Here is a 13,924-nt window from a genome sequence, read left to right as displayed (position 1 = left end):
AAATTTGCGAACTATTTTTTAATCGACCAAACAAAAACCAAAATAATTTCTATTACCCTATCAAAATAGTATGATATGTTAAATTTCTGCTTCTAAAATCAAAAAAATGAAAAGTTTAATTTGCAAATCAAAATGGTTTTATACCTTTGCACGCGAATACAAGAGGAAAAATTTGAACTGATTGCAACCTCTTCATAATGAAACGGTTCGTTATGGGTACTGAAACATAGATTTCGGTAGTAAAAAATGCTAAAGCAGAATTTCTCCTTTAGCCCTTTTTAGCAATTATTTTTTCTCGCTTAATTTTAATTTAATACATTATTATGGCTTATTTATTTACGTCAGAATCTGTTAGTGAAGGGCATCCAGACAAAGTTGCAGATCAAATTTCGGATGCATTAATTGATAACTTTTTGGCATTTGATGCTGACTCAAAAGTAGCTTGTGAAACACTGGTTACGACTGGTCAGGTAATTTTAGCTGGTGAAGTAAAATCGAATACTTATCTTGATGTGCAGCAAATTGCTCGCGAAGTAATCCGTAAAATTGGATATACTAAAAGCGAATATATGTTTGAGGCTAATTCTTGCGGGATTCTTTCAGCAATTCATGAGCAATCAGCAGATATTAATCAAGGAGTTGACAGAGCTAAGCCGGAAGAGCAAGGTGCTGGAGACCAAGGAATGATGTTTGGTTATGCAACTAACGAAACTGAAAACTTCATGCCATTGGCACTTGATTTGTCTCATAAATTATTACAAGAGTTAGCTATTTTAAGACGTGAAAATAAGGAGATCACTTATTTACGTCCTGATGCAAAATCACAGGTAACTCTAGAGTACAGTGACGATAATAAACCAACTCGTATTGATGCAATTGTAATCTCAACTCAACACGATGATTTTGATGAAGAAGCGGCAATGCTTGCTAAAATCAAAAAAGATATTATCGAAATTTTGATTCCAAGAATCATTGCTAAAAATCCAGCTCACGCGCATTTATTCAATGATAAAATCAACTACCACATTAATCCAACTGGGAAATTCGTTATTGGAGGACCTCACGGAGATACTGGTTTGACAGGAAGAAAAATTATTGTGGATACTTACGGTGGAAAAGGTGCTCACGGTGGTGGTGCATTCTCAGGAAAGGATCCAAGTAAAGTAGACAGAAGTGCGGCTTATGCAACACGTCATATCGCTAAAAACTTAGTAGCAGCAGGTATTGCTGATGAGATTTTAGTACAGGTTTCTTACGCAATTGGAGTTGCTGAGCCAATGGGTATTTTTATTGATACTTACGGAACTTCTAAAGTAAACTTAACAAACGGTGAAATCGCTAAGAAAGTAGAAGCTATCTTTGATATGCGTCCTTACTTTATCGAGCAGCGTTTGAAATTGAGAAACCCTATTTACAGTGAAACTGCTGCTTACGGACACATGGGACGTAAACCGGAAACTGTAACTAAAACTTTCTCTGCTCCAGGTGGAAACGAAAAAACAGTTACTGTGGAATTGTTTACTTGGGAAAAACTTGATTTTGTTGATAAAGTAAAAGCCGAGTTTGGATTGTAGATTTTAGATCATCAGACTAAATAGATTATTAGACAATAACTATTTATTCTTAAACATAAAAAAACCGATTTCTAAAAATAGAAATCGGTTTTTTTATGTTTTAATAGCTGACAACTTGTATCACTCGACAAAATCAACATTTCATCTCAACACAGATGAAACGGATTTACTTCGTAAAAACGCGGACAAAAACGGATTTAATATTTGAAAACTATCGAATTAGTTGATAATAAAAAAGGCTTTCTGAAATTTCAGAAAGCCTTTTTTAAGTTCTTTTCTAGTTAAAAATCAAGAAAAAATCCGTTTTTATCCGCGTTTTCGCAATAGCGAATCCGCGTCATCCGCGTCTAAAATTCAAAGCAAACCACTATTCCCTATCGTTCTAATTGTACGTTGGGTAATGTTTTAGGACGACCTGCATCATTCGATAAAATCCAGCCTGTGCGATACATCCATTCGGTCATTTTGTGCAATTTTACAAAATCAATGTTTTCAAACTCATCCATTGGTGTATGATATTGACTGTGCAAAACACTGGTATAAAAAACAGATGGGATTCCTCTTCTTGCATAAGGCAAATGGTCGGAACGGAAATAAAAATACTCCGGATGTTCCGGTCTGTCCCAAAGTTTGTCTAAATCAAATTTAGGACCTTCATCGTTTGCCTTTTAGCAATAGCGACTAAATCTGAAGAATTTTCATGAGGAGAACTGGAGCCCAATAGCGCCGCCTGATTGACGTTGTTTCTTCCGATCATATCTCCGTTTAATACGGCAACAATATCTTTTTCAGGAACTGTAGTATGCGAAGCATACCATCTTGAACCTAATAATCCTCTTTCTTCTGAACCATGAAACACAAATAAAGAAGTTCTTTTACCCGGTTGCTTTTTATAAGCTCTTGCAATCGCCAGCATAGCCACACAGGTACTGGCATTATCATCGGCTCCGTTGTAAATAGAGTCCTGTCCGTATTTTTGTCTTACCCCGTCGTGATCCTGATGTCCGCTAAAAAGAACATATTCGTTTTTCAGTTTAGGATCTGTTCCTTCAATTTTACCTACAACATTCACCGAAGGATATTTATAAGTTTCTGAAATCACTTCAGTTGATAAAAGATCTTTAGTGTTTTTTAGGTATTCTAACTGATCGTTGTGAACCCAAAAAACTGGCATTGTAGCACCAATTTTATCCCGAAAACCTTCAATTCCATAAATTCCTCTTGTCATTTGTGGTTCCACCTGAGACCAGCTCTGTTCTGCTAACTCATCAGCAACCATAATCAGAGCTGTTGCGCCCTTTTTTACCACAAGATCATAATATTTGTTTCGAACCAAACCCGGGTAACGTCTGTCGAATAACGAAATATCATCTGCTATTCCTTCTTTGGAAGCTAATAATACAACTGCCTTTCCTTTTACATCCGCTTTTTCAATTGCTTCTTTTGTGGCTGCACCTAAATAAACCAATGGAGCATCTACTTTAATATTGGTCGTTTCTGCTACCAGAACATCTTTCCACAGTTTATATTCTTTTTGACCAATTTTAAATTTTGTATTGGGTGTTACCTGATGCCTGTACAAATCAAAAAACTGAAAATAAGTTCCATCATCACCTGCCGGAGTCATTCCGGCTTCTTTGGCCTTATTGGCGAGCCACATCGATACTTTTAATTCATCTAAAGTTCCAGCTTCACGACCGTTAAAATGATCTCCGGCCATCTGGTACATATCGGTTTTTAAATCTTTATCTGTAATTGCTGAAACTAAAGGTTTCTTAACTGCCTGCGAAAAAACTACTCCTCCGTAAGCAATCAAAACGAGCATCATTTTATTTTTCATACGTTTAAATTTAGTATTCCAAACTTAGTGATTTAAAGAGAATAAAAAGCGGCTCAGGCTCTTAAACATTACCGAAATGCAAAATCGGCAAAATGGCAGTATTCTTTTTTTAGCATTACTATTTTTATTTGTTTATCTCTTACATTTTACCTTCCTTAGTACAAAATAACTGATAAAAAATGAGTAAACTCCCATCGTTACAGAACGTCCTGAACGCAACACTGAAAACCGTTACTCGGTTTCCTTTAGAAATACTAACCGCCATTCTAGGAACTGTCTTTGCTATAATTCTTAGCGAAGGAAATTACAACAGTCCCAACAAAGAGTTCTATGAAAAAGCTTTAATGAGTTGCTCTTTGAGTCTCGTTTTATTTCTCTCTGTCAGTTTGTTTTTTTTGGCTTCGAAAAAAAGTAATCTCCTGCGTTTTGCCATTAGTATTGGCTTAGGAAGTCTTGTTTTTCTCTTTGTCAATACTTTTCACAAGTACACTACAGATGTCGAAATACAACAGTTTATGGTTCTGAATATTGTATTTCATTTATTGGTTTCATTTGCCGGTTTCCTGCCAAGAGCTTACAATCAGGATGAGTTTTGGGAATTCAACAAACAGCTTTTCCTGAGAATTTTAACGGCAGGTTTATATAGTATTGTGCTTTATTCCGGTCTGGCATTGGCTATTTTAGCGATTGACAAGCTTTTTAATATTGACTTTTACGATCGCATTTACATGCATGTCTTTTTTGTGATTGCCGGGATTTTTAATACCACTTTCTTTTTAAGTGGTGTTCCGGATACTAACAATAGTCAGACTCCTTTGGTTCTGAATTACCCAAAAGGACTTAAAAACTTCACCCAATTTGTGTTGCTGCCCTTAATCAGTCTTTATTTGGTGATTTTAATCTGTTATGAAGCAAAAATTCTGCTGACACTTTCACTGCCTGTCGGTTGGGTTTCCTATCTCGTTTTAGTGTTTGCTATTTTCGGAATCCTGTCTTTTTTATTGGTTCACCCTATTGCTTCCGAAACGGGAAATCTTTGGATGCGAACTTTTAACCGATGGTTTTATTTTTTATTAATTCCATTATTAGTATTGCTTTTTTGGGCCATTTTATACCGAATCAATCTGTATGGTTTTACACATGAACGCTATTATGTACTGCTAATGTCGGTATGGTTATCCCTTGTTGTGGGGTATTTTCTCATTCAAAAGCATCCTAAAATAAAGTTCATCCCGATAAGTTTATGTCTCGCAGGCTTGTTTTCTATAGCCGGACCACAAAGCGCCAATTCGATTTCGAAATACAGTCAGCTGGCCCGTTTTGAAAGTTATATGCAAAATAAAACCACTAAAAAACTGAGTTTTGACCAACAACAAGACCTTAGCAGTATTGTTTCTTTTTTAGAGCGCAATTATGGGGTTGAAATTATGGTTCCGTATGCCAAAACCAAGCTGGAAGCACTGCTTAAAAAAGACAAAAACCCAAGTGAATACAAAATTATGGAAGCTTTGGGGTACGAATATCTGTCCGAATACGCCCGTGAAGAAAAAGTCAATGATTCGTTTTACTTTTATTACCAACAAAACGAGGTGCTGAACATTCACGGATATGACTTTTCGGTTGACCTTTCCAGTGACAACCCTTATGAATGTCATGATTGTGTAAAAATTGAAAATAAAAGCTATTCTCTTACCTCTACGGTAGAAGATTACGGATTAAATTTAGAGATTAACAAGGAAAGCATTCCATTAAAAATTACTGATTTTATTAATGCAAGTCCTGATTTCAGACGAGATCACGATTATGATAAAAAAATAACTCAGGAGGTGCAAACTTCAAAATATAAAATTCTGATTACGTACCTCAGCGCCAATGGCAAAATTAAAGACAATAAAAAAACCGTAAATCGTTATATGATAAATGTACTTGTACAAATTAAAAAATAAAAAAATACCCCGACAGTTCCTGAAAACTGTCGGGGGTATTACTTTACGAAACACTTCTATTTTAATATGTTCCGTTTTGCATTTTTGTTAATGTCTCTCTGATTTCAGCTGCTGTCTGCTCTTCAACCTCACTGCTCAGATATTTAGCTGCCAAAATTTGCGTCTCGATTGCTTTGTTTTTTTGTCCGTCTTTATAATACAACTGCGCCAGGGTATCCAAATAATAAGGATTGTTCTTTGTAACGGCAAGGCTATACTCAGACCATCCTATTGCTGATTTTAAAAAATCGGTATTTCCTGGTTTTGATACTACTGTCCATGCTGCTGAATTACACAGGTTAGAATGGTATTCTTTAAACCAGTTCCAACCATTGAAACCATATTCAGAATCAGTCCCCAATGAACCAAACATTTGATCCAGTCTTTCGATTACATTTCCTTTATCTCCCAGATTTGTATTAAAATAAGCATTGAATTCCTTCAAATAAGCTCCATTAGAGCCATCGTTTTCAGCTGTTTCTGCTAAATAAGCTAAATAATTCTGATAGGTTTCAAAGTTTCCTTTTCCGGCCGCAATTAGTTTTTTGTAGATCGAGATTGTTTTGTCTTGGTTACCTGCAGCGGAAGCTTCATTTGCCGCGATATTCTTGTTTTGCTGTAAAGCGCTCGAAATTTCCTGGTTTAGACTTCCTATACTGTGTTTCTCTCCTTCTTTTTCATTGTATACTAAACGCTCCGCATCAATAGCATCATAATGTTTGATTAAATAATCAATCGAAAGAAAATCAGTATCGTTTAAAACTTTATCTACTTTTGAAATTTGTCTCGAGAATCCCTGATTTTTGATTTCTTTCAAAATTGTCTCTACCAAATACAGATTAGGTTTTGTATCTTTTTGATGCAGTTCTATTAATTTTTTCCACGCTTGTGTTGCCTCTTTTATGTCCAGCTTGGTACTGGCATACTTAAAATCTCCCTCATTAGGTTCATTGGTTTGAGCATACGTTACATCATAACTCCCAAAATCATAAGACACTACTGATTTTCGGAATGCGGAAATTAAATCTCCATCCGTTGCCTTTTTATTTTTTAACGCTTTACCAAGTGAAGAGAAAGTATCCACGCTTCTTAATTCTCTCGCAAAATCCGAATAAACATCAAAAAGTGCTTCTTTTTCCGACAATGTAGATTTTGCACTTGCTAAAACGTCCCCATTCTCATTTAAGACAATCAAACTTTTATCATCTGTAATTTTAATTGACTTTAGCCATTTTTTATCATTGGCATTGGCCAGATAAAAATTAAAAGAATCATTTTCTGCGTCATAAGCAGTAGCCATATGAACGCCCAAAAGGGATTCCTGTTTTTGAATAAAAGTATCAAAATCCTTTTTTGCGGAAGGGTTTTTAGTGTCAACTGCCACAACCAGGAATTTAGTTTTATCGGCTGCAGTTGCCGCAAGAGCACTTTTAAGATTGTCCTGAATTTTGAATTTAAAATCATAAATTTCAGGAACATATGCAGAATCAACAACTGCAGTAGCGGCAGAATCAACTGTCATTTCAAAATCTGCATCCACCACAGGATCTTTCCCCGGATAAGTCCAGTTAGGAATGTTCAGACTCTCCATAGGGGTAACTTTTACTTCTTTGGCTTCCGGCTTCTGTTCTTTTTCATTTACAAAAGTCAGCGGGTTCTTTCCTCCCTTATCTGAAATTCGGAGTTGATTGGTCTTCTTATCCCAAAGACCGGAAATTTTTAAATCACCCTCAGTAAGCGAATTGTATTTAATGGTTACTTCGGCAACATCCTTTGGCAGAGCATACTTGTAAAGTTTAGTTTCGGTATCATAACCTTCTAAAGCTAAATATAAAAAATCACATCTATCAATATCAAATGCCGTATCTGCATCCTTCCATTCCGGATCTGTTTCAATCTTGATATCAGAAAGTTTTTTATACTGAATTGCTTCACTTCCTTTTTGTGTTCCTACATAAAAGGGATAAAAAGAGGGATCTACAAACTTTATTTTAATTTTTTTTGCCTTTTTATCGTTTTTAAAGGCAAGATCAAAACCTTCTTCAACACTTTTATTTTGAGAGAATAGTAATGAATCTCCCTTTACACTGTAATCACCGAAATACAATATAAATTCGTACTTACCATTCTCTAATAAATTTAATTTGACTTTTTGCCCTCGGTTCGTCGAAAAATAAGTTCCTTTTTCAACAGTTTTTGTTTGAGAAAAAGAAGAAAAAACGAAACAAAAAAACATTAAGAAACTACATGTAAAATTGCGCATGTCTAAAATTTTGGTTGTTAATATCGCGCGCAAAGATACCGTATTGTAATTGAAATCGAGTACTAAAAATATAACATTTGTACTTAAAATACTATAAATTATATTTCATTGAAAAGATGATGTAACGAGGCTGTACCGTGTATTGTGAAACCCGGGTAGAGAACTGTGAGAAGCTGTCATCATTGAGGTACTTTGTATTTAAGAGGTTCGTCGCTGCGATTTTATACTCCCATTTGCTGTCCTTTTTTTGATAAATTAAACTGGCACTTAAAAAATCATATTCGTTGTCCACTGTTTTGTCAGCGTTGTAATAATGGTAAAATTCATATTCCGAAACAAACGAGAAACTTTTCAGGAAATAATAATCCAATCGGGCAAAAGGCTTATCGGTATAAAACGTTGAACCGCTATATTTATTAATTAGAGCATTGTATCCAAATTCTATATTGGGAAAGTTTTTATAATTTGTTGAAGCTCTAACAGTATAACTTTGACTAAAACTCTCCGTTGTTGCCAGAATATTGTTCTGAATATTATTGAATTTTGACCAATTGAAAGTTGCATTGGCAGAAGCTTTATAATTTTTCAGGAAAGAACGTCCGTAATTCCCCATTCCGGTAAAAGTTTCATCAGCCAGGTTCGAGTTATAAGGTGATGAAGACTGGTTTATCCCTTCAAAATTTGCTTTCGTTTTAATGGCATCTACTTTTTTAGTGTAGGTTGCATTGGCAAAAATATTCTCGAAATTGAACATATTATATTTGAAATAACGCAAAGAGTGTACCTGCGATGTTGCATTCTCCAGATAACGGTTTCCTCTGAACAAACTACTGTAATCGGACAAAACGTAGCCCGAAGCCAACTGATTGATATCGGTGAAATCGTTAGATAAAGAGAAATTATAGGTGAGCGTTTCTGATTTTTTAATTTGATACAAGGCAAAAAAATCAGGCAATACTTTCATAAAGTTTTGCGAAAAGTCGGTTCCTGATTGTGTGTTTTTCATGTTGTAAGTATGCACACTGACTCCAGGGGTCAATGTAAATTTACCTGCCAGGATTTTATAGTGAAATCCCACAAATGCATCATTAAAATTGTACTGTACCTGATTGTTATTCGTGGGATCATTCAGATCATTTTTAGTTCCATTGTCCAAAATCTGAAAAATATGAGAATTAAAATCCTGATACGAAAATGTATTTCCGAGTGTAATATTGATGTTGCTTTTTGGCGTGACCATATAATAGTAATCCAATTTAGCATCGACTTTATTGGTTTTTACGAACCGCTCCTGGTTCAGGTCATTTCTGTTTTGTCCGGAAGTATAACCGGCCAGATCAAAGGGCTGCGTACGTAAATTGGCATTGTAAAACGGATTTTCATCCTGATACAAATGCTGCATTTCGAAAGCAAAGATGTTTTTGTCGCTCTGAGTGTAATACAAACTCAAATCCTGATTTACCGAAGTTGGATCTTGTCTTTTATTGGTCAAAATAGTTTCCAAAGCCGAAATGTTACTCACAACCGATTCACGTAGCAAATTACCATCTTCATTTTGTTTGGATAATTTGGTTAAGATATCGTAATCAAACTGGAATTTTTCGTTGGGTTTATAACTCGAACTGAGCTTAAAAAGTCCCAAATTATTTTTTTGATGCGTTAATTCGTCCCTTTTTTGTTCGTTTCCGGAATCTAAAATAGTTGTTTTCGATTTGGTTTCGAGATCAGTTTTCGAAGTAGATAATATCCCAAAACCGCTGATGTTCCACTTTTTTGTAATCGTATAAGCAAAGTTTGTTGCCCCAAATTTCGTTTCAATTTCTTTGGCACGATTGTTTCTCAAAATCGAAATTCCCAAATCATTAGACGAAACATTAAAGTTGCTTCCTCCTTTTTTCATCATGTTTTTAAATCCTCCTGTGAACTTAAAATAATCCTGTGCCGTAAGTGGCAACTCCCCAATATTATTAAAATTGGTAATCAGATTAATGCTGTATTCCGGACTGTAGTAAAACAATTTCGGGTTAATGATATAACGGCTGTCAAGTTCTGCAACGCCAATTCCGGCGGTCACATCGCCAAACCAAAAGTTCTTTTTACCTTCCTTAAGTTTGATATTCATCGCCACATTGTCCTGATCATTCTCCAAACCTTTTAGTGCTTTGACTTCATTATAATTTCTCAGAACCTGAATTTTATCAATAGCATCCGCCGGAATATTTTTAACCCCAAGTTTCGTGTCCCCATCAAAAAAGTCTTTTCCTTCGACCATTAATTTACTGACTTTTTTGCCTTCAACTTCAATCTCTCCATCGGCATTTACCTCAACACCCGGCAGTTTTTTCAATACATCTTCCAGCTTTTTTTCGGTTCCGGATTTAAAAGAATCGGCATTGTAAACGATCGTATCACCTTTAATCGACACCGGCATTTCACGAACAATCTCAACACCTTCTAATTCAATTCCGGCATCGTCCATAACAATATTCTGTGCGATGTTAGCCGTTTGAGTTGAAATCGCAATTTCTTTTGATTTCATCCCGAGGTAACTTATTTTGATGGAATAGGAAGTGTTAGGCTTCAATGTCAGCTGAAACTTCCCTTTGTCATTGGTAATTCCGTACGAATCCATAGCTTTTGTAACTGTGTTAACCGCCATCACATTGGCCATTTCCAATGGATTCTTTTTTCCGTCCTGAATAAAACCATCAAAACGTACGGTTTGGGCAACACAAAGAGACGTCATTAATAAAATAACGAAGACAAGTATATTTTTCATTGGAAAAAAACTAAAGGTGATGTGCTATAAATTAACGTCTTATCAATACAGGGCCGCCGCCAGGACCGCCTTCGCGACCACGGTTCATTTCTCTCAATTCTTCCATTTTCTTAATAACCGTTTCGTCATAGTCCTTCTGCGAAATCACTTTCCCTTTTTTGGAAGGTTTGATTTCAATTTTATCTTTTGCATTCAATACAATTTTAGAACATAGAATAGTAGTTCTTCCATCATTTACTTCAAGAATTAAACCCGGTAATCCCCAATAATTCTCAGGTCCCTGATTTACCGGAATTTCCGGCGAATACCAGGCAGTTATAATAATCTCTTTGGGCATTTCGAAATTATCTGCAAAATTGGTCTTCGTTTCTCCGGAAGCCTTCCCGCTATCGTCTTTTTTCTCCTCTTTGTTTTTAGGTCTGAGATTCCTAAAATCTGTTTTGCTGGCTTCTTTTACTGCTGTAGCTTTGTAGCAAGTGTACCCTCCAATTTGTTTCGTTTCAGATTCCATTTTCCAGTTTAGCTTCGGCAGGGAATCTATTACCAGAAATTCTTTACCCATAAATTCCTTATCTACCGTATAGGTTTTGGCTTTGACATCTTTGTAAAAAGTTCCGCCGCCACCCATAAACGAATTTACCATCACGCGCATTCCTCCTCCTTGTTGCCCTGGAGTTTCGAGCTTTTCTTCTTCCTTATAAATAGAAGCCGATTTATCAAAATTCAGAACAAATGTTTTCTCGAGCATTTTCTTCATTCGTTCTTCCATGTTCTTTTGCATTTCGGGTGTAATTTCACGATTCGCACGTATTTCTCCCATTTTTGGAGCCTGTGTTTTCGATTCGTAAACGGCCATTCCCTGAAAATCTTTCTGAGCCTGCATCTGTGTGATTACAAGCATCAACGACATATAATAGAGTGCTTTTTTCATTGTGTTAGCTTTTAAAGTGAATTTGGTCTAATAAACTTATACTCAAATGTATTGTTTATTTTAAAATACAGAAAATTAAATAGATCAACTCCCTTAAGATATAGACAAAATCAATTATTTATCAGACCATTACAATTTCAAAAGTGGTAAAATCTAAATATCAGCGTTTTGCGCCATTTCTACTGTAGTTTTTTGTAATTTGGCTCTTAGAAACGTAAACATTATGAACAGAGCGACACATCCTTTTCTTTTATCCTTTCTTTTTGTGATCTGTTCGTTCCCTACTGTGTTTTCGCAAAGCCTAAAAATAAAAGCGGTCCAAGTCTCTCAGTTTGCTAATAAAGTTGACCAATTTTTAGGGTATGATTCGTTTGGATATTACTATCAAATTAAAAATAATGTCTTCTCCAAAATCAAAGAAAAAGAGGTTTTCGAATATAAAAATGTTTCTCTCGGAACGATCACGAAAGTCGATTTACAGAATCCGCTTAAAATAGTTTTGTTTTACGAAGACTTCAATACGGTGGTTTTACTCGACAATCAGCTGAATAAAATTACTGAAATTAATTTTTCGTTTAGCAACACCCCAATTATCGTTTCGGCAATTGGAATGTCAGCGCAAAATCAATTGTGGATTTACAATTCTTTAAATCAGCAAATTGGTCTTTTTGATTATCTGAATAATGAATATAAAACGGTTTCTACACCATTAACAGAACCTATAAAATATTACCTGACCGATTTCAATACTTTTTATTGGATTGACAAAAAAAACAATTGGTTCTCGTGTACCATTTTCGGCAAAATAACGGCTTTGGGCAAAATCCCCGATTATGACGCTGTCGAAATTATGAACCATCATCAATATCTTTTCAGCAAGGCTAATTTGTTGTATTTTAAAGACATTACAAGTTCGGACTCCAATGCATTTTCTGAAATTGAGATTTTAGAAAAATCCTTCGACAAATTCTATTACAAAGACCAAATTTTATCTATTTTTACAGCTAAAGAAATCACAAATTATAAAATCGTAACACCGTAATGCACATAGCGATAGCAGGAAATATAGGAGCCGGAAAAACTACTTTAACTAAATTGTTGGCGAAACATTTTAAATGGGAGCCTCATTACGAAGATGTAGTTGACAATCCGTATTTAGATGATTTTTACCATCAAATGGAGCGTTGGTCGTTCAATCTTCAGATTTACTTTCTAAACAGTCGTTTCCGTCAGATATTACAAATTCGCGAAAGCGGAAAGAAAATTATTCAGGACAGAACCATTTATGAAGATGCTCATATTTTTGCTCCCAACCTATATTCTATGGGATTAATGACAAGTCGTGACTTCGAAAATTACACTTCTCTTTTTGAATTAATGGAGTCATTAGTAAAAGCTCCTGATTTGTTAATTTACCTGAGAAGTTCTATCCCAAATCTGGTAGGACAGATTCACAAACGCGGACGTGATTACGAAAATTCTATTTCAATTGACTATTTAAGCCGTCTGAACGAAAGATACGAAGCATGGATTCAAACCTATACTAAAGGGAAATTATTGATTATTGATGTTGACAATATTAATTTTGTAGATAATCCGGAAGACTTAGGAAACATCATTAACAGAATTGATGCTGAATTAAACGGACTGTTCTAGAAACACGAATTTCACAAATTTACACTAATGAAAATGCCTCTAAATGTTTAGAGGCATTTTTTGTTATTTAAAGTTTTAATATTTTTTTTATTTGTAAATAATAACCTACTTTTATTTCGTTTCTTAAAAAACATTTCCCGAATTGGGAAAAAACACTTATCTTTGCCTAATCAATTATGAGAATAATAGCAAAAAGAACCTTGCAAAATTTTTGGGAATGTTTCCCAAATGCAAAACAACAGTTATTATCATGGTATCAAATCTTTGATAAAAATAATTTTGATAATTCAAATGCAATAAAAGCAATCTTCGGTTCTGCAGATTTTGTTGGCCATAATAAAGTCGTTTTTAATATTTGTGGAAATCATTATCGCTTAATTGTAAAAATTAATTATGAAACTCAAATTGTCTACATTCTATTTGTGGGTACCCACCGTGATTATGACAAACTTGACGATATTAAAAACTTATAAGTAATATGGAAATACGACCTATTAAAACGGAACACGATTATGATCTTGCTTTAGAACGTGTAAATGCTATTTTTGATGCCAAACCCAATACGGATGAAGGTGATGAATTAGATATCTTGGTTACACTCATAGAAAAATACGAACAAATAAATTATCCCATTTCGGAACCTGACCCAATTGAAGCCATTAAATTTATGATGGAACAAAATGGAATTACAGACGCCGATTTAGGGGTTATTTTAAACAGTCGCTCAAGAGTATCCGAAATTTTTAAACGAAAAAGAGCCCTAACCTTAAACCAAATCAGGATTTTAACAGAAGCGCTTCATATTCCGGCTTCAACCTTAATTAAAGAATATGCTTTAAATCCATAAAAAAATGCCTCTAAATATTTAGAGGCTTTTTTTGTTATTTTCCTAACAG

Annotated in this window: 11 protein-coding genes; 6 read left to right on the top strand and 5 right to left on the bottom strand. The window is 34.9% G+C overall.

The features are described from left to right. Window positions 1-323 precede the first annotated feature (323 nt). Complete coding sequence (metK, locus tag M4I44_RS07305; protein ID WP_017497299.1) at window positions 324-1,574, top strand: methionine adenosyltransferase; 1,251 nt, start codon at window positions 324-326, stop codon at window positions 1,572-1,574. Between the two features lie 374 nt (window positions 1,575-1,948). Here metK and M4I44_RS22610 read toward each other — a convergent pair whose 3' ends face one another. Beyond that, window positions 1,949-2,152, bottom strand: a complete 204-nt coding sequence (locus M4I44_RS22610; protein ID WP_371922997.1) for a hypothetical protein — start codon at window positions 2,150-2,152, stop codon at window positions 1,949-1,951. A gap of 56 nt (window positions 2,153-2,208) precedes the next feature. Beyond that, window positions 2,209-3,414, bottom strand: a complete 1,206-nt coding sequence (locus M4I44_RS22530; RefSeq protein WP_371922996.1) for a M28 family metallopeptidase — start codon at window positions 3,412-3,414, stop codon at window positions 2,209-2,211. Between the two features lie 179 nt (window positions 3,415-3,593). Between M4I44_RS22530 and M4I44_RS07295 the strand changes: the two genes are divergently transcribed. After that, window positions 3,594-5,360, top strand: a complete 1,767-nt coding sequence (locus M4I44_RS07295) for a DUF4153 domain-containing protein (protein ID WP_249966924.1) — start codon at window positions 3,594-3,596, stop codon at window positions 5,358-5,360. Window positions 5,361-5,421: 61 nt separating this feature from the next. Here M4I44_RS07295 and M4I44_RS07290 read toward each other — a convergent pair whose 3' ends face one another. The 3 genes from M4I44_RS07290 to M4I44_RS07280 all read right to left on the bottom strand — a co-directional run bounded on the left by M4I44_RS07290 (window position 5,422) and on the right by M4I44_RS07280 (window position 11,372). After that, window positions 5,422-7,662: a CDC27 family protein gene (locus M4I44_RS07290; protein WP_249966923.1), complete on the bottom strand. Its 2,241-nt coding sequence runs from the start codon at window positions 7,660-7,662 to the stop codon at window positions 5,422-5,424. A gap of 91 nt (window positions 7,663-7,753) precedes the next feature. After that, window positions 7,754-10,441, bottom strand: coding sequence for a carboxypeptidase-like regulatory domain-containing protein (locus M4I44_RS07285; RefSeq protein WP_249966922.1), 2,688 nt, complete (start codon window positions 10,439-10,441; stop codon window positions 7,754-7,756). 31 nt (window positions 10,442-10,472) lie between these two features. After that, complete coding sequence (locus M4I44_RS07280) at window positions 10,473-11,372, bottom strand: GLPGLI family protein (RefSeq protein ID WP_089076844.1); 900 nt, start codon at window positions 11,370-11,372, stop codon at window positions 10,473-10,475. A 223-nt stretch (window positions 11,373-11,595) separates the two neighbouring features. Here M4I44_RS07280 and M4I44_RS07275 point away from each other — a divergent pair, with 223 nt between their 5' ends. The 4 genes from M4I44_RS07275 to M4I44_RS07260 all read left to right on the top strand — a co-directional run bounded on the left by M4I44_RS07275 (window position 11,596) and on the right by M4I44_RS07260 (window position 13,875). Then, the gene (locus M4I44_RS07275; protein ID WP_249966921.1) at window positions 11,596-12,414 is read left to right on the top strand and encodes a hypothetical protein; all 819 of its coding nucleotides are present in this window, start codon (window positions 11,596-11,598) and stop codon (window positions 12,412-12,414) included. Further along, complete coding sequence (locus tag M4I44_RS07270; protein WP_017498354.1) at window positions 12,414-13,028, top strand: deoxynucleoside kinase; 615 nt, start codon at window positions 12,414-12,416, stop codon at window positions 13,026-13,028. The genes M4I44_RS07275 and M4I44_RS07270 overlap by 1 nt, the downstream gene beginning before the upstream one ends. A gap of 176 nt (window positions 13,029-13,204) precedes the next feature. Then, entirely contained in the window at window positions 13,205-13,501 is a 297-nt protein-coding gene (locus M4I44_RS07265) for a type II toxin-antitoxin system HigB family toxin (protein WP_249966920.1), read from the top strand. Window positions 13,502-13,506: 5 nt separating this feature from the next. Continuing rightward, the gene (locus tag M4I44_RS07260; RefSeq protein WP_070905897.1) at window positions 13,507-13,875 is read left to right on the top strand and encodes a type II toxin-antitoxin system HigA family antitoxin; all 369 of its coding nucleotides are present in this window, start codon (window positions 13,507-13,509) and stop codon (window positions 13,873-13,875) included. Window positions 13,876-13,924 lie beyond the last annotated feature (49 nt).

This window comes from Flavobacterium sp. B183 (assembly GCF_023539155.1).
GTDB lineage: Bacteria > Bacteroidota > Bacteroidia > Flavobacteriales > Flavobacteriaceae > Flavobacterium > Flavobacterium tructae.
This window is presented reverse-complemented; position numbering and strand designations above follow the sequence as displayed.

Coding starts and splice junctions, on each gene's coding strand:
- metK (WP_017497299.1), top strand. CDS start 324: ATGGCTTATTTATTTACGTCAGAATCTGTTAGTGAAGGGCATCCAGAC.
- M4I44_RS22530 (WP_371922996.1), bottom strand. CDS start 3,414: ATGAAAAATAAAATGATGCTCGTTTTGATTGCTTACGGAGGAGTAGTT.
- M4I44_RS07295 (WP_249966924.1), top strand. CDS start 3,594: ATGAGTAAACTCCCATCGTTACAGAACGTCCTGAACGCAACACTGAAA.
- M4I44_RS07290 (WP_249966923.1), bottom strand. CDS start 7,662: ATGCGCAATTTTACATGTAGTTTCTTAATGTTTTTTTGTTTCGTTTTT.
- M4I44_RS07285 (WP_249966922.1), bottom strand. CDS start 10,441: ATGAAAAATATACTTGTCTTCGTTATTTTATTAATGACGTCTCTTTGT.
- M4I44_RS07280 (WP_089076844.1), bottom strand. CDS start 11,372: ATGAAAAAAGCACTCTATTATATGTCGTTGATGCTTGTAATCACACAG.
- M4I44_RS07275 (WP_249966921.1), top strand. CDS start 11,596: ATGAACAGAGCGACACATCCTTTTCTTTTATCCTTTCTTTTTGTGATC.
- M4I44_RS07270 (WP_017498354.1), top strand. CDS start 12,414: ATGCACATAGCGATAGCAGGAAATATAGGAGCCGGAAAAACTACTTTA.
- M4I44_RS07265 (WP_249966920.1), top strand. CDS start 13,205: ATGAGAATAATAGCAAAAAGAACCTTGCAAAATTTTTGGGAATGTTTC.
- M4I44_RS07260 (WP_070905897.1), top strand. CDS start 13,507: ATGGAAATACGACCTATTAAAACGGAACACGATTATGATCTTGCTTTA.